This is a genomic window from Leptolyngbya iicbica LK, from assembly GCF_004212215.1.
Lineage (GTDB): Bacteria > Cyanobacteriota > Cyanobacteriia > Phormidesmidales > Phormidesmidaceae > Halomicronema > Halomicronema iicbica.
This window is the reverse complement of record NZ_QVFV01000001.1, coordinates 1,532,671-1,556,138: the sequence shown is the minus strand read 5'-3', so window position 1 is coordinate 1,556,138 and position 23,468 is coordinate 1,532,671. Positions and strand designations below refer to the sequence as shown.

Sequence of the window (23,468 nt, the reverse complement as noted above, 5' to 3'; positions counted from 1 at the left end):
AAGCGGTTCAACGAACGACTCGTTTTGTGACTGATTCAATCTTTGATTCGGCTAGAAAACGACGCCTCTTGCCTCAATTAGTTTGTTTCTTCACTCACGCAGTAGGAAGCTGCTAAACGAGGTCGTTGGCATCATCTCTCATGCTGAGCGGGTCTTTGGCCTGCAAACTGCTGATTGTCATGGAGTGTAGCTGTGAGCAACTTGTTCAATAAACTAAGAGACTTTGTCGGCCTCAACGACCCTGCCGACTACGACTATGAGTATGACGAGATCGAGGCTGGGGATGATTACCAGACCCTCTATCAAGAAGAAAACTCACCACAACAACCGGTAATGGCGGCTCCGCAGCCCCAGCCGCAACCTGTGCAAGAAGACGTGCGCGCGCGCCGTCGAGTCCGCGAGCGGATGTTGTCCAATGAAGCTGGAATGAACACCATGGGAAGTAATGTGATTGGTATGCCTGGAGCAATTAATGGTGCCTCCGAAGTTGTGGTGATGGAGCCACGCTCGTTTGAGGAGATGCCACAAGCGATTCAAGCCCTGCGGGAACGCAAGTCGGTCGTACTGAACTTGACCACGATGGATCCGGATCAGGCTCAGCGGGCAGTTGACTTCGTCGCGGGCGGCACCTATGCCATCGATGGCCATCAAGAGCGCATTGGTGAAAGCATCTTCCTGTTTACGCCCAACTGTGTGCATGTGAGCACGCCGACCGATGTTGAGGAAGACATGCCCATGGCGCCTCAAACGCCGATGGTTGACCCTCGCAGCGTTCCTCCTACGCCCGTTTGGGGAACTGACCGCGCTGTGGGTATGGGGTAGTTGCCTCACTCCATCAGCACTGCTGAGAGCGTGATTGATAGCGACGATGGCGACATCGTCAACTCTACTGTTCGTTGAAAAAGGACGTTAGCTCGTTGCCAACACAGCTAGGCGTTTTGGGAGGCGGGGTGATGGGTGAAGCACTCATCTCTCGCCTTATTTCTCTGAAAATTTTTGCCGCTGAGGCGATCGCTGTCGGGGATCCGTCGGCATCGCGTCGGCAGTTTTTGGTTGACACCTATGGTGTGCAAGCTACGGGTGATAATCGTGCGGTGATTGCCAATGCTGCAGTGGTAATGGCAGCGATCAAACCGCAGATTTTTAGCAAGCTGGTGCCAGACTTGCAGGCTGCTGCCAGTCAACAGACTTCGCTATTGCTCTCGATCATGGCTGGTACGCCGCTCGTGACGCTCGAAGCGGCAGTTCCTGGCTGGCCGGTCGTACGGGCAATGCCGAACACTCCCGCTACCGTAGGCGCGGGGATGACCGCGATCGCTCCCGGTCAACACGCCACCGCCGACCATCTCGCCCAGGCCAGGACAATTTTTGCCGCTGTCGGTGATGTGGTCGAAGTACCCGAAAATCTGATTAACGCCGTAACAGGCTTGTCTGGCTCTGGCCCTGGCTACGTGGCCATCATGATCGAAGCCCTGGCAGATGGTGGCGTTGCTGCTGGTCTGCCGCGGGCGATCGCTCTACAACTTGCCATTCAAACCGTACGGGGCACCGCTACCCTTGTGCAAGATACCGACCTGCACCCGGCAATTCTCAAAGATCGGGTAACAAGTCCAGGGGGCACCACCATTGCTGGCATTGCCGCACTAGAAGCGGGTGGCATTCGCACTGCGTTGATTCGTGCGGTCAAGGCTGCCTGCGATCGCGCTGATGAGCTCGGGACTTAACCCCCCGATTGGAGACTAGCCATGGATTGGACTCGCTTAGTCGTTCAAATTTTAATTGCCCTGGGCTGTGCCGGTTTAGCGACTGTTTTAATTCCCCGTCGCATACCCGGCAAAATCTTTGGCCTGATTGTGATTGGCTTTGCGGGTGTCTGGTTGGGAGAATGGGTTATCAAGTATTTAGAGACAACTTATTCGCTACCCATTCCCGATTTTGTCACTTGGGATATTCAAGGCGTACCGATCTTGCCTGCCGTCCTGGGTTCAGCCGTCATTCTGTTTGTAGTGACTGCTTTTCTCTCTTGGGGACGCTACCAGCGCTGATGAAAAGGCAGGATTGCTTAGATGGAGATTAGCTGGTGGGCGTTCGGCTGCCTAAGCGTGGCTCTGTTCCCTCTAGCAATCGTTGGATATTGGTGCGATGGCGCAGAATGACGTAGAGACTGCCTGCGATCGCCAGCAAGATGTAAGGCAACGGTTGTTGAAACACCACCATAAACACCACGGATGCTAAAGCGGCAGTAATCGATCCCAGAGAGACAATTCTTGAGAGGCCGAGCGTCACTCCGAATACTGCTGCCGCCCCGAGTCCCGCGGGCCAGCACAATGCCAACAACACCCCAAGCCCCGTTGCTGCCGATTTGCCCCCAGTCCAGTTCAGCCAAACCGACCGACTGTGGCCCAAAATTGCCAGCAAGCCTGCTCCAGTCATCCACCACGGCAGCGTCTCCAGCCAAACTGGCAAGTTGGCATAGCTGGCCGTCAATAGTCCTTGCACCATTAGCACGGCCAACAACCCTTTACAGAGATCCACCACCAATACAGCGATCCCCGCTTTCTTGCCAACAACGCGCATGACGTTGGTTGCGCCCGTATTGCCTGAGCCGTGTTCGCGGATATCGATTCCTTGCACAGCTTTGGCGATGATATATCCCGTGGGAATTGAGCCGAGCAAGTAAGCTGCCAACAGCGTCAGTACTCCAACTAGCCAAGCCATGATGATTTCTCCCTGGGGACACCACTCTTCAGTGTACTGTCCAGCGTGATCCCTCTAAATCTGGCTGCTCGAACTTTTACAAAGGTCAGGGGATCATTTACTGCGTTTCCCAGCTGAGTAAAGTGCAAATCCAGATCTGAAAAGGTTCAACCAGGGCTTTAGGGCCTGTGCCATACCTCACAGAAGTAGAAACTGCTGTACAGAGCGATCACCCCTTGCCTCCCCAACCGGCGGAGTACCTTGGCTTGAGAGCTGATGGGATTTAGTGTGTCTCTGATCTCTGGAAGGTTAGCAATACAAAAGTGAGCACTCTATACGCCCTCGTGATTTTGCCACTTTCGATAGTGCTGCACTTAATGCAGTTCAACACTTAAAATTCATCCCATGGCGACAGATCCAGAGCGATAATCGGGTGCTATGAAGCAACCACAAGACGCTGCATAGCCGCAAAACTGTGCAGGGCTTTTCCTGATTTACGGCTGAAGCCTCTAAAACTGCTGCAAGAACCTGAGATCACTCCCGTAAAGGCGACGAATATCGTCGATTTCATGCTGCACCATCGCCAAGCGTTCAACCCCGAGACCAGCGGCAAACCCAGTGTAGATTTCCGGATCGTATCCCACGGCTGTTAAGACGTTGGGGTCGATCATGCCGCAACCTAAGACTTCCAGCCATTGGCCATTCCATTCCACATCCACCTCAGCGGAGGGCTCGGTAAAGGGAAAGTAGCTGGGCCGAAAGCGAATGGGAATATCGCCAAATAGGGCATCGATAAAGGCGCGAATGGTGCCCCGCAGGTCAGTAAACGTAATACCTTTGTCGATCGCAAAAAATTCGATTTGGTGGAAAACGGCGGCATGGGTCGCATCGACGGTATCGCGACGATAGCAGCGACCGGTCGCCAAGACCCGGCAAGGCGGCTCATGCTCTTTCATATAGCGAATCTGCACATTTGACGTATGGGTGCGCAGGAGGTCGCCATTGGGCAGATACAACGTATCTTGCATGTCCCGCGCTGGGTGATCAGGCAAAAAGTTGAGCGCTTCGAAGTTGTAATAGTCAGACTCGACTTCAGGGCCGCTAGCGACGGTGTAGCCTAAGCCGACGAAGATTTCGGTGATTTGGTCAATAATGCTGTTGATGGGATGCACGCGCCCCTGAGGCTGATACACGCCGGGCATGGTGACATCCAGCGTTTCGGCCGCTAGCTGGGCTTGAATTGCGGCATCTTGCAGCTGGGTTTTCTGCTCATCCAACTGAGTTTGAATGGCCGTTTTGACTTGGTTAGCTAAGGAGCCAATGCGAGGGCGATCTTCTGGTGGCAGTTTGCCCATGCCCCCTAAGACCTTGGAGACTTTACCCTTTTTGCCCAAATAATCTAAGCGAATCTTTTCCAATGCGTCGAGGCTGTCGGCAGCAGCGATCGCCGCCTCGCCAGCCGTCTGTAGGGTTTGCAAATCGGCTTCTAAACTTGCAGAAGGTGGGGTCATGCCAGGTACTAAACAGAATCGACGACAGCTAGAGGCAGCTCACACTAAAACGCGGTGGCTGGTGACAATGGGCGCGATCGCGGCTAAGAGCGTTCTGCCCCAGCGGCGATACCCCCATGAACCATGGGTTATGCTGACGAGCCATCGCGCCTCAGCGGGAATACTTTAACCACTCTATTGTATTGAGGGCGCGATCGCCTGGGTCAGCCCAACGGTAATCAGTTCGGTCTGTCCCATTCGCCCTTGTGGGTCCGTTATCCTCAACGTCCGCCCGGCTCCTTCTACAATTAGGGCTTTGGCACGAGCTAACTGGTTGACGTGAGAAGGTCAGATTGAGACGGTATGAAACTACTCATTAGCAATGACGACGGTGTATTTGCCATGGGCATTCGGGCACTGGCAGACACCCTCGCGACTGCCGGACACCAGGTAGTGGTGGTTTGTCCCGATCGCGAACGCTCGGCCACTGGGCATGGTTTGACCCTACATGACCCTATTCGGGCTGAGTCGGTGGAAGGCGTGTTTCATCCCGAGATTCAAGCGTGGGCCTGCTCAGGTACCCCCTCTGACTGCGTGAAACTCGCCCTGGGGGCAATTCTCGACAGCCCGCCGGATATGGTGCTCTCAGGAATTAATCAGGGTGCCAACTTGGGGACGGATGTGCTGTATTCCGGCACAGTCTCGGCAGCGATGGAAGGCGTGATTGAAGGGATTCCCGCGATCGCTTTCAGCCTCACCAGTTTTACGTCCCGTGACTTTGAGCCTGCTGCTCAGTTTGCGCGACAACTGCTCGAGACCTTGGCAGCGCAGCCACTGCCTGAACCGATGCTGCTCAATGTCAACATCCCGCCCGTCGCAGCGGCGGATATCCCCGGATGTGTGATTGCGCGTCAGGGCGTGCGGCGGTATATCGATATGTTTGAAAAGCGGGTTGATCCGCGCGGTAAAACCTATTACTGGTTAGCAGGCGAAGTGCTGGAACCCGTGGCCCATGATGAAGACAGCTATCAGCTACTCGCTGAACAATTAGAGCAACTGCCGCAGTTTCAAGCTTTAGCGCAGATGCCAACAGACGTTTTGGCAATTCAAGAAAATTGGATCACGATGACGCCACTGCAATATAATCTCACCTCCCATGCGGGCATGATGCAGCTACAGGCTTGGCAGGCTCAGTGCGAGTGCTCGTCACTTCGTCCTGATGCTTCAGACGGAGCGGTGAAATCATAAATTAGTGCAGGTGGCTAGATGGCTCTTGAGGTTTGTAAAGATTCGCCACAAACCGATTCGATAGAATTATCTTAGGCAAAACTTTGATCAAGCAGACTTTCGAGATTTTCAATACCATTAGGGCATATTAATGGTCAGTGTCGGAGCAGCTTTCGCAGCGACTTGCCAACTCTTGAAGCAACACACTCATGTCTGATACAGAAAACCAGTTCTTGGTCCGTTTTTGGGGAGTCCGTGGCAGCATTGCTTGCCCTGGATCTCACACTGTGCGCTACGGCGGCAACACCTCCTGTATTGAGATGCGGGTGGGTGGCCAGCTGCTCATTTTTGACGGCGGTACTGGCTTAAGAGAACTGGGCTTAAAACTTTTATCCGAAATGCCCCTGGACGTGACGATGTTTTTTACCCACTCACACTGGGATCACATTCAAGGCTTTCCCTTTTTTGTTCCGGCTTTTGTACCGGGCAACAAAATTGACATTTATGGCGCGATCGCGCCCAATGGCAGCACAATCGAGCAGCGTTTGAATGACCAAATGCTGCATCCCAATTTCCCCGTACCGCTGCAGATTATGGGTGCGGATATGAAATTCTGCGATATTGATGTTGGCGAAGCCGTGCAGCTCGGTGACGTCAAAGTTGAGAACACGCTGCTCAATCATCCTGGTGAAGCTGTCGGCTATCGAGTCAGTTGGAATGGCCGAGCTGCTGCCTACATTTCTGATACTGAACATTTTCCCGATCGGCTGGATGAAAATGTTTTATGGCTCGCGCGTGATGCTGATGTCATGATTTACGACGCGACTTATACCGACAGCGAGTACCACAACGAAAAATCCAGCAAAGTGGGTTGGGGGCACTCCACCTGGCAAGAAGCCGTAAAAGTTGCCAAGGCGGCCAACGTCAAGCAACTCGTGATTTTCCATCACGATCCGTTGCACAACGATGAGTTTATGGATGAAATTGCTCAAGACACCGCAGAGCAGTATCCCAACAGCGTTGTGGCCAAAGAGGGAATGGTCATTGATCTGATGTCGGCTCCAGAGTCTGCCGTGCTCGCCTAGTCCTCAGTGGCTCATGCGCAACGGCAGATAACGGTCACTTTCTCAGGGTGGTGGCTAGGTGATTTGAGCGCTAACCGTAGAAATCATCGACTGGCTGCAGGGGTAGCCGGGCGTTGCAAGCGGATAGCTGGATTGCGATCGCGGGCCAAATAGCCGTCCTCCTCATAATGCAGAATTTGCCTATACATGGGATGCGCCTGAATACATGAGATGCGCCCGAAGGTCTTGTAGGTGCTGGCGTCCTGCATGGAGGCGGATTATGTCAGAATGTAAACGTGTGGATTACTTCGTCACTGTCAACGGCTCACACCCCATCGGATATTGCCCTGGGGAACTTTGACGGTGTTCATTTAGGGCATCAAACGGTGATTCGGCCCATTTTGCCGATCGCGCCTAGTGCGTCTCAAGTGCTAGCTGCTCAGCACCTCACGCCGCCCACCGATTTTGCCAACCTACAGGGATATAGCGATCGCTGCCCGCTATTGCTAGATGAGTGTGATTTTCAGCCAGCGGCCCCTCCAGCGTATCTGCCGCCCGGCGCACCCTCCCCGATTCCAACCGTGGTGACCTTTTATCCCCATCCTCAGGAATTTTTCTCGGGGCAGTCGCGGCCTTGGCTGACCCCTCTAGCCGAAAAAGCCGCTTTGATGAAGCTCTTAGGCGTACGGCAACTGGTGTTGTTACCGTTTAATGCGGAGTTATCAAATTTGCCGCCAGCGGTATTTGTCGAACAAGTGCTCTTGCAACGCTTGCAGGCTCGGCATATTAGTGTGGGGGCCGATTTTCGCTTCGGTCGTCAGCGACAGGGTGATGTCACCTTGCTGAAGCAGTTGGCTGAACAACAAGGCACGCGCGTCACAGTGGTTGAGTTAGCCCATGAGGGGGGCGATCGCATTAGCAGTTCCCGCATTCGCCAAGCGCTGTGCGCCGGGGATATTGACCAGGTGCAGCAACTCATGGGGCGACCTTATCGCCTCCTGGGGCGCGTGGTTAAGGGACAACAACTCGGTCGTCAATTAGGCTTTCCGACCGCCAATTTGCAAGTACCCCCCGAAAAGTTTTTGCCCCGCACCGGTGTTTATAGCGCTTGGGTCTACGGGGTGCCGGGGTATGCCGACGATAAGGCGCTACCGGCGGTGATGAATCTGGGAGTGCGCCCAACTGTAGACGGGCAAAACCAATCGATCGAAGTACATTTGCTGAATTGGCAAGGCGATCTATACGGCCAGACCTTGACGGTGGCCCTCAAAGGATTCCTCCGACCGGAACAGCGATTTGACTCGTTAGAGCATCTTAAAGCCCAAATCCAAGCGGATTGTGAGGCGGCGTTAGCGGTGCTGTAATGGGCAATTTACCGGGCAGCAGGGCATCATAAAGCCAGCATTACCGTTAGGAATTGGGTATGAGCGATCGCGTCCAGCAGTTATTTGACAACCTCAGCAAAACTATCGTCGGCAAAGAAGCGGCGATTCGTCTGGTGCTGGTAGCGCTATTTTCTGGCGGCCACGCCTTGCTAGAGGATGTGCCTGGTGTGGGCAAAACGCTCTTAGCCAAGTCATTGGCACGCTGCATTGATGGGTCGTTTCAGCGAGTGCAATGTACGCCTGATCTGCTGCCCGCTGACATTACCGGCACCAACATTTGGAACCCCAGCAGCGGTCAGTTTCAATTTATGCCGGGCCCCGTCTTTGCCCACGTGCTGCTGGCGGACGAAATTAATCGGGCGACACCGCGCACCCAGTCAGCTTTATTAGAAGTGATGGAAGAACATCAGGTGACGCTGGATGGCGTCTCCCGCCCTGTGCCTACCCCGTTTTTCGTCATTGCGACTCAGAATCCAGTGGAATATCAGGGTACCTTTCCGCTGCCAGAAGCCCAGATGGATCGCTTCGCGCTATCGTTTTCTCTGGGGTATCCCGCTGAGGCCGAAGAAAGCAACATGCTAGATCGCTTGACGACCCCTACTCGTCCCCAGGATTTGCAGCCCTGTATCACACCCGAAGAAGTGGCGGGCATTCAGGCTGCTTGTGCGACAGTGCGGGTTGAGGCATCCGTCAAGCAGTATATTTTGTCGCTGGTGCGAGCCACGCGAGACCATATCGATATCACCTTGGGGGTGAGTCCTCGGGGCAGCGTGGCGTTTTATCGGGCGGTGCAGGCATTTGCATTTTTGAGCGATCGCGACTACGCCTTGCCCGACGATGTGAAACAGTTAGCCCCCTATGTGTTGGCTCACCGCTTGATTCCTGCGGGGGGCCATCAAGGGGCTCCGCTCATTGCTTCCCTTCTGGATTCCGTCCCCGTGCCCTAAAGCTCCAATAGGAATCTGAAAAATTTGCCGACCCATAACGTTCACATTACCTGTCATTAATCTGGCCGCCCTAGGATTTGGCACTGGAAGGCAGGTGTTGTCAGGGTTGTCGTATCAGGGAGCGATCGCTGCCCCGCCGTAAATGGTGAAGGTTGGCACATCGGTCAATGCCATAAATGGCTGCTCCGGCTCAGCAGCTGATGACACCAGTCCATCTGATGTTGAGCAGAGAACACAGGTCATTATGAGCCTTAAGCGCAGACAGTTTTTGATGTTTATAGGCGCCACTGCTGGGGCGACCGCTTTAGTCCCTTGGGGGCGTACGGGTAAAGAACTGGCAGCCCCTTTGCAAGGTGCGCCAGCCCTGGCCAACACTTCGCTACCGTTCACCCCCGTCGAAGGCCCGATGCCCATGCCCTACATGGGCTTGTCCTCCGCTAACGAATCGACGAAATTTAGTCGGTACATTGTGCAAGATGAGTTGGTGGTGCCTGAGGGCTACACCTACGACGTCATTGGAGCCTGGGGCGATCAAATTGGTGACTCGCGCTTTGGCTACAACAACGACTACCTGTCCCTGGTCGAAACTGCACCCAACGAAGGCTATTTGACGATCAACTTTGAATACATCAGCGGCAGCACCTGGCTAGAAACGTATCCTGATGTCATTGGTCAGTCACTGCCTTTGGATGAAATCAAGACTGCTGCGATCGCTGCGGGCGACGCGGGCATTAATTTTGACGACGTGCCCGATAACAGTGTGCTCAAGGCGCAGCTGCGTGAATTGGGGAAAGAAGCCCTGACCGACGTGGGGATTGGCGTCATCTCAGTGCGCCGTAATGCCGCTGGTGCCTGGGAGCGTACCTTCTCCCCTGCCGATCGCCGCATCACGGGCCTCTCAGGTCTGGAAGATGGCCGTTACCTAGCCAGCACAGGGCCGGCTGTGGCTGTCTTTAATAAAACCTCAGGTCGGGGCTATGTAGACGACTTGGGCGAAAAAATTATCGGCACCTTCAATAACTGCGCGGGCGGCACTACCCCCTGGGGCACGGTGCTCAGTGCTGAAGAAAACTTTCAGAACTACGTACCCGAACCCGTCTTTGCCGATGGCACTTCCCTGCCAACCTCCGAAAAGCCATTTATCGTCGAGGCCAATGACTTTGATGGCCTGGGTGGCGTCTTTGGCTACGCGGGCAATAAGTATGGCTGGATGGTAGAGGTGGATCCCGCCAACGCTGACGACTACGGGGTCAAGCACACCTGGCTCGGTCGGTTTCGCCATGAAGCCGTGGCAGTACGCGCCGTCGCTAATCAAAAGCTGGCGGTTTACTCGGGGTGCGATCGCCGGGGCGGCCACCTCTACAAATTTGTGAGTGCTGGTACGGTGATGAATCCCACCAGCAAAACTAACTCCCAACTCATGACCGACGGCATGCTCTACGCGGCCAAATTCAATGCGGATGGCACCGGCCAGTGGATTGCCCTCCAAGCCGATACAGCGGTGAACCCCGATATGCCCAGCCAAGTGGCAGGCGGCATGATTACCTTGCCGCAACGGCCCGCAGGCGGCGTGGTCAAAGTTGAGTCCGATGCTGAGATGCGGGCCTTTGCCCAGCGATATCGCACCTTAGGCGATCTGTACGAAGGCTCTGCTGAGGAAAAGCAGGGGGCGATTTTGATCGACGCGCATTTTGCCGCCAATGCGGCAGGCGCGATCTGCACCGCCCGCCCCGAAGACACCGATGTGGCGGCTGATGGCACATTGTTCATCGCCTTTACGTCAGGTGGCCCCGGTGGCGACGGCGGCCCCGATAACACTATCTTTCAAGGCCCGAATGGCGAAACGCCTTATGAACACGGCTGGATCATGAAGTTGCAAGAGACGGGAACGGACCCTGCCGCCATGACCTTTACCTGGGAAATGATGGCTTTGGGCGGTGAACCTGCCGAGGGTGGCTTTGGCTTCTCGAACCCGGATAATTTGGAAATCGATGGCAGCGGCAACCTGTGGATGGTGACGGATATGTCCACCAGTAAGCATAATCTCGAAGTCGCCAGCCGAATTGATGAAGAAGGTAACGCCGTCAGCCAGTCGAATCTGCGCGGATTGTTTGGCAACAATTCAGTCTGGTACATTCCCACCTCGGGGCCACATGCTGGGGAAGCGTTGATGTTTGCCTATGGCCCGATGGAATGTGAGATGTGTGGCCCGTTTATCACCCAAGACCAGTCGACTCTTTTTTTGGCGGCTCAGCACCCAGGTGAAACTTATGGCACTCGCAAAGAGGGAGCCTTTGAGACGCGCAAGTTTGCGATGAAAACGACCGATGGTCAGCTCTTTACCCAAGAGCGCGACGTGCCCCTGGGCTCTAATTGGCCCAGTCAGCAGGTCAACGCGGCACCGCGTCCGGCTGTGGTCGCTGTCCGCAAAATCGATGGCGGCACCCTGGTTTAATCACGATTTACCTGTGAACTAGCTTGGATACAAATTTGCCCTGGACATTTCTGCATAAATACCGGAAATGTCCAGGGCAATTATTGATCTGCACTAATATTCAGCGAGCATGGGGTGCACTCTCAAAATCTATAAGATGGCGGTTGATTGGCCTGTCTGACAAGGCTTATCGCCTGATCTGGCAAAGGATGCACGGTTGAAATGTGATCTTTGAATGATGATCTGGCAAAGAGCCGCGTTTGGTGAAGTTCACAACCGGCCAAGACAAGTAAACAGACCATAAACGACGAGGAGAGATTGATTTCAATCTCTCCTCGTTGAGTCAAGCTGAGCTGTCAAGTCAGCCTATTGGAGTGGTCAGTCGTTGGAGGCCGTTAGGCTTCTTCCGTGGTTTCTTCTAAATAGCCGTAGAAAATGCCTTGAATTTTGACGTCTACGGGCTCTGCGGTGCCCATATCAGTGTCAGAAGGTTGGATCGCTTCAAACGTGCCCCCAATTTCGCCGGTTTCTGGATCAACTTTAGAAACCATTAGCGAAATGTGACCTTCCAACACGTCAAAAGCTTTCGTATTTTCCCGAATTAAGTCTTCATCGCCACGGGCTGGCAGTGCGACAGCGGTGTCATAGCCTGTTGCCAAACCGCGTCCTTTGGGGTCGAGGAAGTTAGATGTCCGATAAGAAGGCACCCGGTAATCACCTTCGAAGTCAGTGTAGGTAGTGACTGCATTGAGATCGCTTTGAGAGCGAGCGACTAATCCTTTGACGGTGAATAAGAAGGGCTCTTGCTCACCACCGGGGAGTTGTACTGTGATGGCCTGGAAGTCGATACCGTCTTTTTCTAAAAACGTTAGGCTGCCATCATCTTCTAGCACCAGATCGCCACGGACTTGGTCAAGGGACGAGGTGTAACGAGTTAGGGATTTACCCGGAATGAATTCCGCTTCGCGGCGGCTATTGGTGGGCTCTTCTTTAATGAAAAAGCTAGTCGGTTCTAGGCATAGACCAGCAATTTGGTAAGACTGGCTAGCGCTAACTGGGATGGTACCTCTCGCGGTCTCAGAGAGCTGAGGGCACTTGTTTGCCAACCCAGTGTTGCGAATCTCGTCATAGGTTAGGGGAACGTCAGCGGTGGCGACGGGGCCATCACTGCAAGCGGTTAAAAAGCCCAGGCAAACAGCCAGGAAAGCCACAATGAGCGCGCGATACCTCATGGTCAACCTCAAAAGCAATAGAGTCTCTGTATGAAATGGAGTTCTGTCGGAGCAGAATATTAATCTCAGCTTTGGCAAACTGCTGACGCAGTTTTGTGAATTTATCGCCACTCTAACTAAGTGCAGCTATGAACCATGCCAGGAATACATGATGATAGTGTCCTCATAAAGAGTCCCGGAGGGGGATACCTGGGGATGATTTGGAGCTGTCTTGGGGGGCGATTCAAAGCCTCAAGTTAGCATTCTACATGGCTCAGCGACGGAGCACGGTAGAGTTCTCAGATTCAGACTCTAAAGTTAAGAAGTGTAAATGATATTAATTTCTGGATGTCGGGAGAGAAACCGATAGAGTAGGTGAGATTTGACTGCTAGGTTCTAATGGGAAGTAAGTACGATGGGCGATCGCATTGATATTGACTTTGACCAGTTGCCAGACGATCTCAAGCAGCTTGCCAAGGCGTCGGAACAAGCGGCGATCGCCCGCATTGGTGACGAAATCGCCTTGTTAGGACTGCTGCGTTTGTTAGAAGAACTGCATAGCCAGATTCGTGATGCTTGGTTTCAAGATTCTTTGCCGACCAACCGTCAGCGGCTATATGCCCTACTCCGCGATATCGAAATCAGTGGTGGCTGGCCCTATATTCAACGGATGCGGCTCCATGCGCTGTTAGAGCAATTAGAACTGGCTGAAGCCGAAATATCTGACGATATGGATGATGCGGAAGGCAATTTTTCGGCCACTGAGTAGATTTTTGAGCAACCGAATTAGAATGAAGCATCGATTTTGGCTGGGGTGAACCAAGTCAGTGGTGATGGGGTTGTTTTGTCGTGCTGGCTGACTCCATTTGGTCTGCTTGAGCAATCGATATTGCCATGGCGATCGCCCGCCTAACCGTTGTATTGTTCACGGCCAAATGATGGGAAACGTTAGGGGCATTAAGCGCGTCTACCGGGACAGGATCAACACGACACGGGATGGGCATGAAACATTTGCAACGTACATGGCTACGGTCTGTGCTGGGGTCAGTGATATCGGCGATCGCGATCGGTTTAGGCAGTGCCATGACCTTAGAGGCGGCATTGCCGAAGCGCGCTAGTGCCGTCCAGCTCAACAGCTATTGTCAAATCTCCCAAGCCGACGCCTCTCGCAAAGAAGCCCTGCGCCGTGCTGCCTTTGAAAATAATGATGGGCAAGCCAAAGCACAGTACGAAGCTTTGGTGTCGGAACATGCCCAGGCGCTGGCTCGATGTCGAGCCGCCAATTGGCCCCGTGAACAAGCTGTTTGGCTGCGGCTCTATCCCTGTGATTTGCAACCTGGCATCCTCGAAGCGGTGCTCGATCGCATTGCCAACTTGGGTTACAACCAGGTCTATGCGGAAGCGTTTTATAGCGGCATGGTGTTGCTGCCAAAGGCCGATAACCCGACAGTGTGGCCGTCGGTGGTGCAGACACCTGGTTATGAGCAGCGCGATTTGCTGGCAGAGGCGATCGCCAAAGCCACACCACGCGGACTGCAAACCTATGCCTGGGTGTTTTCGTTGAACTTCGGTTATACGTACACCCTGAATCCGCAACAGCGCCGCACCCTCGCCATGAACGGGCGTGGTCAAGATACCTACACCTTTGCCCAAAACGGCTTGAGCAGCAATGCCCAAGAGGTCTTTGTCGATCCCTACAGTCTGGAAGCGCGACAACACTTTCAAACGGTCCTGTCAGAGGTGGCCGAGCGCCGTCCCCAAGGCATTTTGTTCGACTACATCCGGTATCCCCGAGGGACTGGCGGCTACTCAGTCACTGATGATGTTGCCGACCTGTGGATTTATGGCGAGGCATCCCGTAATGCTCTACTGCGCCGCGCCACCAACGCCCAAGGCTTGGCGTTAATCCAGCGCTATCTTGAGCAGGGGCAGTTATCACCCACTGATTTGGAAGCTGTCAGACAGGCTTATCCCAACGACTCAGAGCCCCTGTGGCAGAGTCGTGTACCCTCCGATCAAAAAGGTAACGTCGCTCCTGCTGCGTTATCTACTTTGCAGCGGGAGCTATGGCAATTGACCGTCGCTCATGCCGTGCAGGGCGTGGTGGACTATCTGACTGAGGCGGGGCAGTTAGCTCAGCAAAGGGGCTTGCGCACCGGAGCCGTCTTTTTTCCCCTCGGTAACCAAACGGTGGGGAATGGCTTTGACTCGCGCTTACAGTATTGGGATCGCTTTCCCACCTGGATGTCTTGGCATCCGATGGCCTATGGCGTGTGTGGCCATACCGGCTGCATTTTGGATGAGATTCGCCGAGTGATGGCAGCGGCTGGGCCGCAGGGTGCCCAGTCCGTAAAACCGGCCCTTGCCGGGGCCTGGGGGCAGTCGATGCGCAATCGCCCGTCGTTAGAAGCGCAGATGCAGGCGATTCGTCAGGCCATGCCTCAGATCAATTCGGTGAGCCATTTTGCCTACTCGTGGCAAGATCCAGAGTTCGATAACTCGCGCAAGTTTTGTCAGCTCCGGTGATGCCTGCCTTAACGGCGTAGGGACATCACAATCTGCAACACGTACCAAAACAGCAGCGCCACCGAGGCGAACAGCTCTAACGACGCGGCGACATGCTGGTCGGTGGAATAGTGGTGCATGACTTTGGAGGTGTCATACAAAATGGCCGCTGACGCGAAAATGACCATCGCGCCAGAAAAGATCAGGCCCAAGGTAAAGCCGAACAGCACACTAAAGAGAATTAACCCCAATGCCACAAAGCCGCCGATGGTGAGGAATCCCCGAAGGAAGGAAAAATCTTGACGGGTGGTGAAGGCGATCGCGGTCAAGCCCCCAAAGAGTAACAGCGTCAGCCCCGCCGCAATGGGAATCACATCATCCCCAGCGTAAACCGCCGCAATGTAGAGAATGGGGGCAAAAATCAGTGCCTCGGCGACCACGTATATTCCCAAGCCCAGATAGGCTTGTTCGCCAGACTTGGCCCGCGCAATCATGCTGCGAGCAAACCAGCCCAAAATGGCAAAGCCGCCTAAGATAGCGAGCCAGATGAACCGACTGCCTGCCAGGAGATTCGTGATGGCTCCCGCGATGCCGGTGATAAACAAGACACATTCCACCGCGATAAATGCGAGCACGGCCCCCGCCAAATGGGTGTAGGTGCGGCGAATAAAGGCGGCGCGATCGCTCGGCAGCGCTTGGGCAACAGTGATCATGGGCACTTCTCCTTAGGTTCATCCATTAAGCCACCTGTCTGGGGCGGCGGCGTTGATGCCGCGACAGTCGCCAGTTTTCCTAGCGCGGCCTCACCTCAAGTATGTCAACAACTTGATGGCTTGATGACCGGTTTCGGCTTTCTTTCAGCTTTCTTAAGCCCACATCGCCTGAAAGGGGCTCACGCAATTCTTTATAATGATTGCCACTGCCGCTGTTCTATCGCCTTAAAACCCGTGACCCAGACGCCGCTTTCTCCTTCTAACCTCGAGTCCACTCCTCTGAGCCAGCTATCCGCTGATGCACTAGCCCTGTCTGCGCGGCCTGATCCGCTCGGTCGGTTTGGGCAATTTGGGGGCAAGTACGTGCCCGAAACGCTGATGCCCGCCCTGGCTGAACTGGAAGAAGCTTATTACCGTTACCGCGACACCGAAGATTTCAAAGCCGAGCTAGATGGCTTACTTCGTGATTATGTTGGCCGCGCTACCCCGCTTTACTTCGCTGAGCGTCTGACGGCTCATTACGTCCGTCCCGACGGCAGCGGCCCACAAATTTACTTAAAGCGGGAAGATCTGAATCACACGGGTGCTCACAAGATTAACAATGCGCTGGGACAGGTGCTGTTGGCTAAGCGCATGGGCAAAGAGCGCGTCATCGCGGAAACGGGAGCCGGACAGCATGGCGTCGCGACCGCGACCGTTTGCGCCCGGTTTGGCATTAAGTGCGTCATCTACATGGGCGTGCAAGATATGGAGCGGCAAGCCCTCAATGTCTTTCGGATGCGCTTAATGGGGGCCGAGGTGAGCCCTGTCACGGCTGGCACCGGCACCTTGAAAGACGCTACTTCAGAAGCGATTCGTGACTGGGTCACCAATGTCGAAACGACTCACTATATTTTGGGGTCAGTGGCCGGGCCGCATCCCTATCCGATGATTGTGCGGGACTTTCACGCGGTGATTGGTCAAGAGACGCGATCTCAATGTGTGGAGAAGTGGAACGGTTTACCCGACATTTTGATGGCCTGTGTGGGCGGCGGCTCCAACGCAATGGGCCTCTTTCACGATTTCATTGGCGACACCTCGGTGCGGATGATTGGGGTCGAAGCGGAGGGCGAAGGCGTTCTCTCGGGCAAGCACGCCGCCACCCTGACCCAGGGACGAGTGGGGGTGCTGCACGGTGCCATGAGTTACCTGCTGCAAGACAGCAACGGCCAGGTTCAAGAAGCCCACTCGATCAGTGCGGGGTTAGATTATCCCGGTGTCGGGCCAGAACACAGCTATTTGAAAGAAATTGGTCGGGCCGAATACTACAGCGTTACTGACCAGCAAGCCCTGGATGCGCTACAGCTCGTGTCACAGCTGGAGGGGATCATTCCCGCCCTGGAAACGGCCCATGCCTTTGCATATTTGGAAACCTTGTGTCCGCAGTTGTCGGACGATCCGCGGATTGTGATCAACTGCTCTGGTCGTGGGGATAAGGATGTGCAAACGGTAGCCAAAGCATTGGGGAATCTGTCGTGAGTGAAGGGTTAGCCCCAGAGATGTTTGAGGTCTGCGATCGCGATCTCTCTGACGAGTTGTTAGAGCGGTATTTAGAGGCAGAGGCGATCGCTGTCGATACTGAAACGATGGGCTTGCTGCCGTGGCGCGATCGCCTCTGTTTAGTGCAGCTTTGTGACGAAGCCGGGTATGTGAGTGTTGTACGCATCGAGCTCGGCCAACAAGCGGCGCCCAATCTCAAGCGCCTGATGGAAGCCCAAAACATCACCAAGATTTTTCACTTTGCCCGGTTTGACCTGGCAACGATGCGATATCACCTGGAAATTGATGTGAAGCCGATCTTTTGCACGAAGGTCGCCAGCAAGCTGATTCGCACCTACAGTCCTAGACACGGACTGAAAGAGCTGGTGAGAGAAATGACTGGCGTCGAACTGGACAAAACCCAGCAAAGTTCTGACTGGGGCAACGCGATGCATCTCTCTGATGAGCAGCTCCGGTATGCCGCCAACGATGTGCGATTTTTGCATGAGATTCGCCAATCGCTGACCCATATGCTGCAAAGAGAAGGTCGAAGACAACTAGCTTCAGAATGCTTTAGCTGCATTCCTACTCTAGTCACCCTCGACCTGCTGCAATATACCAATATCTTTGAGCATTAATTGATGAGCAGTTACCGAGCGATAACTGCTCTTCAGTCTTAACGCTTATACTGTTGCCATACCAGTTTCGACTTGGAAGTCAGCGGCTTTCCAGGCTGCGACTCCGCCACGTACCACAGAGACTTTCTGATAACCAGCATCGCGTAGCTGTTGAGCCGCTTGCACAGCCTCTTCATCGGTGTGGCTGTAGAGGTAAATATCGCGATCGTATTCCAAAGCGGCTTGCACCCGGCCAAGTAACTCAGCCATGGGCATAGAAATTGCCCCCATGATGTGGCTCTCGTTGAAGAGCGCGCGATCGCGAATATCGATAATGGTCAGTGCGGGCTCGCCCCAATCCAAACGCGACTTCAGATCATAAACGCGAGACATGTCCTGCATGGCCGCAGGTTTCGGAAAAATACCAAGTAATCGGTTAGCCATTTCAGATACCTAATAACTGAGTCTAAGTCTTCTAACTATCTGCAAGTTAACAAAACTTTGAATTACTTGCACAGCGATCCCGTTTTATGTTCTAAATCCATGACGCCTCTCAGGATCCCCCTAATTCTCACAGGCCGACTTCTCAGGTGAGTCTGCTCTAAGCGTTAGCGATTACACAGGGCCGTCATCATGATGAATACCGCCAGTCTGAGAGTGTATGCAATCTTGTAACGTTTTTGTTACATTATGGATATATCGATCAAACAAGGTCACTTAGACATGCGCTATTCAAATCGCTACCAAAACGGTGGAGACGAGGTTAAGGTCGCTGTGCTTGCCGACCAAATGCGAGCCGACAATCATGCTTCGTTATCTATGAGCAACTTATTCCTGGGCGTTTCGGCGGCTTTACTGGCGCTCAATTTCTTTTTGGTGCTGCGTTAATTGACCGAGCCTTGTTCAGTCGCGATTTACATAATTGTGCGCAGCGATTGGCAATGCCTAGTGCAAATATTCATAAGCTCTCTGCGATCGCGCTAACTCTCAATGGAGTCAGCTGGGTTGCAGGGAGTTTTGGTCTTTAAACAGGATTTTCAGTCGCCATAGGTGGCTTGAGCGCAATAGGTTGAGATCAGGGGTCTAATGCGGTCGCTGCCAGTCGGGCCAAGCAGTCAAGCGTTGCCTCGACGCGATTGCAGGCGACAAAAAGATGGTCGTGAAAGTAGGCTGACACCACATTAGTGCTGATGCCTTCTGTTGCTAGCGCTTGGGTAATGGCGGCTAACATGCCCACGGCAGCCAAGCTAGAGTGAACGGTCAGCGTGATCATGCGACAGGGATATTGATACGACAGTTGAGCTTGGGCCGCTTGAGCTTGAGGCACGATCAATGTCAACCCTTCTGCCTCGCGAAACTGACACACAGGTTCTAGATCGTCGGGAACATGCGATGTGGGCAGAGTCACAAACACGAAGGTATCGGGATGCAGCTCAGGTTGTAATGTGCTGAGCAAGACTGAGAGTTGCGTTTCGCCGACTGGAGCATCAGACATGTTGATGTTGGCGCTGAGGTAAACGGTCGGTCAATGCCTGGTAGCAGAGGACTCGATTTTCTCCCAATTTTTGGAATGATGGCATCACTGATCGGAACACTATCGCGAGTAGGGCGAGGCGAAAGCTGATGGGCTGAAAGTGGCTGTGGTTAGCCGCAGCCGGGAGTTGGCAGGTGTTTCAGTATCCGCGCACGTAAGTGCCGGAACAGATGAGGCGATCGCCACAATATTCTATGTAGCTGGACAAAACAAAATTCCCTCAAGGTGTCTGACCTTCAGGGAACTTTGGTGGCAATCACTAACCGACCGTCGGTGTGAAACGATTAATACTTAGATAAATCAATGCCAGCTTCGCGAGCCATGGCACTGATACCTTTCTTCTCAAGCGTTTTGATCGCTTTCGTCGAGAGGCGAAGTTTTACATAACGATTGCCTTGGGGCCACCAAACTTTCTTGGACTGCAGATTGGCTTCTTGCAGGCGCTTGGTGCGACGGTGGGAGTGAGAAATTGCAAAGGCGTTGTTGGCCTTTTTGCCAGTGAGATCACAATGACGAGCCATCAGCTTCTCCAAAACGGTCAGTTTTATTCACAAATAATTATCATAGGCGAAATCCTTCGCCAACGGAAGTGCGATCGCGGCTTTGCGGCAATTCTCAGGATGGCTGAGTTGCTCTCCCCGATACCGCTCAGGTGAATCGGTTAGTTGTCCGACCCCGCACATTGCTGGCTGTTTGTGCGGCTCTTACTGTCCCTCTCTAGCAACGGCACACTTGATGTCAGTGGTTAGCATCTCACTGAAACCCTAAAAAATCTCCCTGGGGCTAAGTAGTGCCTACAGGGAGATCGGTTTGACGTTTATTCAGTCTGGCAACTGGGTTGAGAGGAGAGCAGCGGGATTACGAGCTGGTTTCCGCAAGAATGCGATCGCGCAACTCATCTGGCACTGGGTTCAGGTGGTCGTACTTCCAGTTAAAGGTGCCGACCCCCATGGAGAGCGATCGCAGTTCCAGAATCAGCTTTTGCATTTCCGCTTCGGGAATATAGGCAGAAACGACATCCCAACCTTGCCAGCCCGCCTTGCCCTCGTAGCCGAGAATTTGTCCTCGGTGGGTGCTGATCAGTTTCAACACATTAGAGGTAAAGCTGGTCGGCACCGAAATTTCCACGGCGTCCACAGGCTCTAGCAGCACGGGTTCGCACTTGGGCAAACCCTCTTGCATGGCGATGCGGGCCGCCTGTTTGAAGGCTTGGTCCGAGCTATCCACATTGTGATAGGAGCCATTAGTCAGGGTGACCGCGACATCGACCACCGGGAAGCCCAACGGCCCCTGGCTGAGATATTCCCGCACGCCCGTTTCTACGCTGGGAATGTATTGGCGGGGCACGACGCCACCGACAATTTTTTGGTCAAAACTGAAGCCAGCGCCGCGATCGAGCGGCTGAATGTCGAGATAGACATCGCCAAATTGCCCGTGGCCGCCGGTTTGGTGCTTATAGCGACCGCGAATTTCTTTGCCCGCTTTGCGAATCGTCTCTTTATAAGGCACGCGCGGCAGGTGCGTGGTCATGGGCAGGTTGTATTTGCGACGCAGGCGATCCAGCGTGATATTCAGGTGCACTTCGCCTTGGCCCCACAAAATCACCTCGTGGGTGTCGCCGTGCTGCTCCCATCGCAGGGATGGATCTTCTTCCATCAGTTTGGTGAGGGCATCGGTCAGCTTCACTTCGTCGCTGCGCTTTTCGGGGGTGATGGCGAGGGCATAGACGGGCGCCAGCACTTCAGCGGTCGGCAGTTCGACGCTGGGCTCGCCATGGGTGGTCAAAGTCGCTCCGGTCAGGGCGCTGTCGAGGCGAGCGATCGCCACAATATCCCCGGCTTGAGCCTGGGTGACGCTGTTTTGCTGCTGGCCCATGAGCTGATAAATGCCGCCCATGCGATCGCCGTTCAAACTATCACCATCGCTGAGGCTACCCTGCCAAAGTCGCACTAGCGACAGCTTGCCGCCCTGGGGGGTGTAGAAGGTTTTGAGGACTTGGGCCAACGTTTCGTCGCCGTCGGCTTCCAGCCCACGGTTCGCTGCGGTGGCGTTGGCTTCGGGCGCTTCTTTGACGAGGGCATCCCAGAGGGGACGGGTGCCGTAGTCATCGGACGCGATACCGAAAAAGACAGGCACAATCAGGTCAGCGCCCAAATCTTGCTTGAGGTCTTTAATAATTTCCTCTTGGGGGGGCTCGATTTCTTCTAACAGTTCTTCGAGCAGATGGTCATCAAAATCGGCCAAAGCTTCTAGCATTTCGTCGCGGGCGGCGTGCTCTTGCGCTTTCAACGTGGCTGGCAGGGGCACGGGATCAGCGGGTGCATTGGCGTGATAGTGGTAAGCCTGCTCGGTGATGAGGTCGATAAAGCCTACCAGCCTTTGGTCTTCGCGAATGGGATATTGCTGCGGCAAAATGGGCCGACTGGAAACCGTTTTTAGCGCTTCTAGCACTTCTTGAAACGGCGCGGTGGCCCGATCCATTTTGTTGATCCAGATCAGATGGGGAATTTCCCAACTGTCTAAAAACTGGAACAGAGGAGCCAGGGTCAATACCCGGCTTGGGTCTGCTTCACACACAATGATGGCGGCATCGGCACCGATCAAAGCGTTGTCCGTTTCCTGTTGTAGCTCGACGGAACCCGGACAATCTAAAAAATTAAAACGAACGCCGCCATACTCAGCGCTGGCGGCGTTTAATTCAACGGTCATGGTGCGATCTCGGGCTTCTGGTGTGGCGTCTCCCAGCGTGGTTCCCTCTTCAATTTTGCCTTTGCGGGTAATGGCTTTCCCGATGTACAGCAAACTTTCTAACAGGGTGGTCTTACCACTAGAGTAGGGGCCAACAATGGCAACATTGCGAGGCCCCGCTAATACTTTCTGGGTCATAATTACCCCTTCCATTGAGGTGAAACGGCTTCACCTAACCACCCGTAGCGCCTGGGAAGTTGGGTGAATCAATGACCAGTTAATCTACTGGCTTAGTTTCACATTAACGCTCTCATAAACGGTGGGATTCTCTTCCACAAAAAAATTCACTGAGCTAAGAAGCGTAAGCCGATATTGAGAAAAGTGAACGTTTTTGATGGGTGTTAACCAGACACTGAAGTCACAAAACTGACGAATTAAACCTAAAGAAAAAGCTGTTTTTCACGAAAGAATATAGCCAGCCGAATATTGAATAAATCCTTAGAGGATGTTTGATAAATCGCTCAGTCAGTAAAAAAGCTCACTCGCCATAAGCTGAAGATACGAACCATCAGCCCTTNNNAGGCATTCATCTACCTCGCTATGATTCGGATTATGGTGCGACGCTTAGCCTAATTTGATACCTCGGATGAATTCTCAAACATCCTCTTAAATTTGCTGTGCTTTGCATGCTCGTACTTTGGGGTATTGTCTTCTTTGTTCCCAAGTGTGCGGTTCTAGCAGATGACGGTAACCTCTCCAGCCGCGCGAGTTACGCCAAGGGTTGGGGGAAACTTTGGGGTAAGCGATCGCTGGCCCGCTGCCCCCCAAACCGCTCGGCAATGATGTCGTCGTAGGTATCGGCGATCGTCACCACGGAAAGAATGCAAGTCTGCAACTCAATGATTGACATCTCTTCGCCGCCGAGCACACTTTCTGAAAAGACCACCTGGCCCGCATCGTCCAGATGAAAAGCGCCAAAGCGCATCCGCCGATTTTCTGTCAGCAAGAACTGTAAGAGTTCGCACTCCAGCGTGCTGCCCACGGTGACGCAACTGGTGGCCCGCACGGTGGCCAGGTCGCCCGCTTCCCAGGGATGTACCTCCCACGGCAGCACCTCAATTTCGATCAGGGCCGAACCGTAGAGGATGTCGAACTTGGGGCGATCGCGATAAGTACGCAACGAGGCTTGAAAGAGATCGGAACCGCTCAGATAATCAGCGACTTTTTGATAGGTCAGCTGCTGCACTGAGTTGCTAAAGGGCGGAGCCATAAGGTGAAGGCCAAGGCTAAAGAAACAATACGAGCACCATTATCTGCTAGTGCTGCGATCGCTTGCTATCTCCCAAGACGTAGAGATGCAGTGACCCCAAGTTCTGAAGACGCACCGGGGACGCGGATGATAGCCTAACGATGCCTGACCGCCTGAGCAACTCTATAC

At 53.8% G+C, this 23,468-nt stretch carries 22 protein-coding genes; 13 read left to right on the top strand and 9 right to left on the bottom strand.

Features of this window, described 5'->3' with window-relative positions; genetic code table 11:
• Nucleotides 1-192 precede the first annotated feature (192 nt).
• From DYY88_RS06545 to DYY88_RS06535, 3 genes are all read left to right on the top strand, one after another.
• Nucleotides 193-822 carry a cell division protein SepF gene (locus DYY88_RS06545; protein ID WP_039726084.1) on the top strand — a complete coding sequence of 210 codons (630 nt, stop codon included), beginning with the start codon at nt 193-195 and terminating at the stop codon, nt 820-822.
• Nucleotides 823-896: 74 nt separating this feature from the next.
• A complete protein-coding gene (proC, locus tag DYY88_RS06540; protein WP_367889269.1) occupies nt 897-1,724 on the top strand; it encodes a pyrroline-5-carboxylate reductase in 828 nt (275 codons plus the stop codon).
• Nucleotides 1,725-1,745: 21 nt separating this feature from the next.
• Entirely contained in the window at nt 1,746-2,045 is a 300-nt protein-coding gene (locus tag DYY88_RS06535; protein WP_039726080.1) for a hypothetical protein, read from the top strand.
• 28 nt (nt 2,046-2,073) lie between these two features.
• Here DYY88_RS06535 and plsY read toward each other — a convergent pair whose 3' ends face one another.
• Together plsY and pheS are read right to left on the bottom strand one after the other, a co-directional pair.
• Nucleotides 2,074-2,718 carry a glycerol-3-phosphate 1-O-acyltransferase PlsY gene (gene plsY / locus DYY88_RS06530; protein WP_039726079.1) on the bottom strand — a complete coding sequence of 215 codons (645 nt, stop codon included), beginning with the start codon at nt 2,716-2,718 and terminating at the stop codon, nt 2,074-2,076.
• Between the two features lie 488 nt (nt 2,719-3,206).
• Nucleotides 3,207-4,208: a phenylalanine--tRNA ligase subunit alpha gene (gene pheS / locus DYY88_RS06525; protein ID WP_039726078.1), complete on the bottom strand. Its 1,002-nt coding sequence runs from the start codon at nt 4,206-4,208 to the stop codon at nt 3,207-3,209.
• 342 nt (nt 4,209-4,550) lie between these two features.
• Here pheS and surE point away from each other — a divergent pair, with 342 nt between their 5' ends.
• The 5 genes from surE to DYY88_RS06500 all read left to right on the top strand — a co-directional run bounded on the left by surE (nt 4,551) and on the right by DYY88_RS06500 (nt 11,265).
• Nucleotides 4,551-5,435, top strand: a complete 885-nt coding sequence (surE, locus tag DYY88_RS06520; protein WP_044151104.1) for a 5'/3'-nucleotidase SurE — start codon at nt 4,551-4,553, stop codon at nt 5,433-5,435.
• 188 nt (nt 5,436-5,623) lie between these two features.
• Nucleotides 5,624-6,499 carry an MBL fold metallo-hydrolase gene (locus DYY88_RS06515; RefSeq protein WP_039726077.1) on the top strand — a complete coding sequence of 292 codons (876 nt, stop codon included), beginning with the start codon at nt 5,624-5,626 and terminating at the stop codon, nt 6,497-6,499.
• A gap of 275 nt (nt 6,500-6,774) precedes the next feature.
• Entirely contained in the window at nt 6,775-7,842 is a 1,068-nt protein-coding gene (locus DYY88_RS06510) for a bifunctional riboflavin kinase/FAD synthetase (protein ID WP_039726076.1), read from the top strand.
• Nucleotides 7,843-7,901: 59 nt separating this feature from the next.
• Complete coding sequence (locus tag DYY88_RS06505) at nt 7,902-8,810, top strand: AAA family ATPase (RefSeq protein WP_039726074.1); 909 nt, start codon at nt 7,902-7,904, stop codon at nt 8,808-8,810.
• Between the two features lie 271 nt (nt 8,811-9,081).
• Entirely contained in the window at nt 9,082-11,265 is a 2,184-nt protein-coding gene (locus tag DYY88_RS06500) for a PhoX family protein (protein ID WP_242517579.1), read from the top strand.
• A 374-nt stretch (nt 11,266-11,639) separates the two neighbouring features.
• Here the strand turns inward: DYY88_RS06500 and DYY88_RS06495 are convergent, their stop codons facing one another.
• A complete protein-coding gene (locus tag DYY88_RS06495; protein ID WP_039726071.1) occupies nt 11,640-12,476 on the bottom strand; it encodes a photosystem II manganese-stabilizing polypeptide in 837 nt (278 codons plus the stop codon).
• Nucleotides 12,477-12,870: 394 nt separating this feature from the next.
• Between DYY88_RS06495 and DYY88_RS06490 the strand changes: the two genes are divergently transcribed.
• A complete protein-coding gene (locus tag DYY88_RS06490; RefSeq protein ID WP_039726070.1) occupies nt 12,871-13,224 on the top strand; it encodes a hypothetical protein in 354 nt (117 codons plus the stop codon).
• Nucleotides 13,225-13,457: 233 nt separating this feature from the next.
• Complete coding sequence (locus DYY88_RS06485) at nt 13,458-14,981, top strand: glycoside hydrolase family protein (RefSeq protein WP_052288679.1); 1,524 nt, start codon at nt 13,458-13,460, stop codon at nt 14,979-14,981.
• Nucleotides 14,982-14,989: 8 nt separating this feature from the next.
• On the opposite strand, the gene DYY88_RS06480 is transcribed toward DYY88_RS06485, so the two are convergent.
• Nucleotides 14,990-15,673 (bottom strand): Bax inhibitor-1/YccA family protein, encoded by a 684-nt coding sequence (locus DYY88_RS06480; protein WP_039726068.1) that lies wholly within the window; start codon nt 15,671-15,673, stop codon nt 14,990-14,992.
• Between the two features lie 234 nt (nt 15,674-15,907).
• Between DYY88_RS06480 and trpB the strand changes: the two genes are divergently transcribed.
• Both trpB and DYY88_RS06470 read left to right on the top strand, forming a co-directional pair.
• Complete coding sequence (gene trpB / locus DYY88_RS06475; protein WP_084607010.1) at nt 15,908-17,191, top strand: tryptophan synthase subunit beta; 1,284 nt, start codon at nt 15,908-15,910, stop codon at nt 17,189-17,191.
• Nucleotides 17,188-17,829: a ribonuclease D gene (locus DYY88_RS06470; protein WP_367889268.1), complete on the top strand. Its 642-nt coding sequence runs from the start codon at nt 17,188-17,190 to the stop codon at nt 17,827-17,829. Before trpB ends, DYY88_RS06470 begins: the two co-directional genes overlap by 4 nt.
• A gap of 45 nt (nt 17,830-17,874) precedes the next feature.
• Here DYY88_RS06470 and DYY88_RS06465 read toward each other — a convergent pair whose 3' ends face one another.
• The gene (locus DYY88_RS06465; protein ID WP_039726064.1) at nt 17,875-18,252 is read right to left on the bottom strand and encodes a rhodanese-like domain-containing protein; all 378 of its coding nucleotides are present in this window, start codon (nt 18,250-18,252) and stop codon (nt 17,875-17,877) included.
• Between the two features lie 246 nt (nt 18,253-18,498).
• On the opposite strand from DYY88_RS06465, the gene DYY88_RS06460 reads away from it, so the two are divergent.
• On the top strand, nt 18,499-18,696 hold the full coding sequence (locus DYY88_RS06460; protein WP_039726063.1) for a hypothetical protein: 198 nt from the start codon (nt 18,499-18,501) through the stop codon (nt 18,694-18,696).
• A 187-nt stretch (nt 18,697-18,883) separates the two neighbouring features.
• On the opposite strand, the gene DYY88_RS06455 is transcribed toward DYY88_RS06460, so the two are convergent.
• From DYY88_RS06455 to DYY88_RS06440, 4 genes are all read right to left on the bottom strand, one after another.
• Nucleotides 18,884-19,303 (bottom strand): ACT domain-containing protein, encoded by a 420-nt coding sequence (locus DYY88_RS06455; RefSeq protein WP_039726062.1) that lies wholly within the window; start codon nt 19,301-19,303, stop codon nt 18,884-18,886.
• 323 nt (nt 19,304-19,626) lie between these two features.
• Nucleotides 19,627-19,875 (bottom strand): 50S ribosomal protein L28, encoded by a 249-nt coding sequence (gene rpmB, locus DYY88_RS06450; protein WP_437438578.1) that lies wholly within the window; start codon nt 19,873-19,875, stop codon nt 19,627-19,629.
• Between the two features lie 325 nt (nt 19,876-20,200).
• Entirely contained in the window at nt 20,201-22,228 is a 2,028-nt protein-coding gene (locus tag DYY88_RS06445) for an elongation factor G (RefSeq protein ID WP_039729577.1), read from the bottom strand.
• A gap of 571 nt (nt 22,229-22,799) precedes the next feature.
• Entirely contained in the window at nt 22,800-23,300 is a 501-nt protein-coding gene (locus DYY88_RS06440; protein WP_039726059.1) for a T3SS (YopN, CesT) and YbjN peptide-binding chaperone 1, read from the bottom strand.
• Nucleotides 23,301-23,468 lie beyond the last annotated feature (168 nt).

Coding starts and splice junctions, on each gene's coding strand:
- DYY88_RS06535 (WP_039726080.1), top strand. CDS start 1,746: ATGGATTGGACTCGCTTAGTCGTTCAAATTTTAATTGCCCTGGGCTGT.
- plsY (WP_039726079.1), bottom strand. CDS start 2,718: ATGGCTTGGCTAGTTGGAGTACTGACGCTGTTGGCAGCTTACTTGCTC.
- pheS (WP_039726078.1), bottom strand. CDS start 4,208: ATGACCCCACCTTCTGCAAGTTTAGAAGCCGATTTGCAAACCCTACAG.
- surE (WP_044151104.1), top strand. CDS start 4,551: ATGAAACTACTCATTAGCAATGACGACGGTGTATTTGCCATGGGCATT.
- DYY88_RS06515 (WP_039726077.1), top strand. CDS start 5,624: ATGTCTGATACAGAAAACCAGTTCTTGGTCCGTTTTTGGGGAGTCCGT.
- DYY88_RS06505 (WP_039726074.1), top strand. CDS start 7,902: ATGAGCGATCGCGTCCAGCAGTTATTTGACAACCTCAGCAAAACTATC.
- DYY88_RS06500 (WP_242517579.1), top strand. CDS start 9,082: ATGTTTATAGGCGCCACTGCTGGGGCGACCGCTTTAGTCCCTTGGGGG.
- DYY88_RS06495 (WP_039726071.1), bottom strand. CDS start 12,476: ATGAGGTATCGCGCGCTCATTGTGGCTTTCCTGGCTGTTTGCCTGGGC.
- DYY88_RS06490 (WP_039726070.1), top strand. CDS start 12,871: ATGGGCGATCGCATTGATATTGACTTTGACCAGTTGCCAGACGATCTC.
- DYY88_RS06485 (WP_052288679.1), top strand. CDS start 13,458: ATGAAACATTTGCAACGTACATGGCTACGGTCTGTGCTGGGGTCAGTG.
- DYY88_RS06480 (WP_039726068.1), bottom strand. CDS start 15,673: ATGATCACTGTTGCCCAAGCGCTGCCGAGCGATCGCGCCGCCTTTATT.
- DYY88_RS06465 (WP_039726064.1), bottom strand. CDS start 18,252: ATGGCTAACCGATTACTTGGTATTTTTCCGAAACCTGCGGCCATGCAG.
- DYY88_RS06460 (WP_039726063.1), top strand. CDS start 18,499: ATGGATATATCGATCAAACAAGGTCACTTAGACATGCGCTATTCAAAT.
- DYY88_RS06455 (WP_039726062.1), bottom strand. CDS start 19,303: ATGTCTGATGCTCCAGTCGGCGAAACGCAACTCTCAGTCTTGCTCAGC.
- DYY88_RS06445 (WP_039729577.1), bottom strand. CDS start 22,228: ATGACCCAGAAAGTATTAGCGGGGCCTCGCAATGTTGCCATTGTTGGC.
- DYY88_RS06440 (WP_039726059.1), bottom strand. CDS start 23,300: ATGGCTCCGCCCTTTAGCAACTCAGTGCAGCAGCTGACCTATCAAAAA.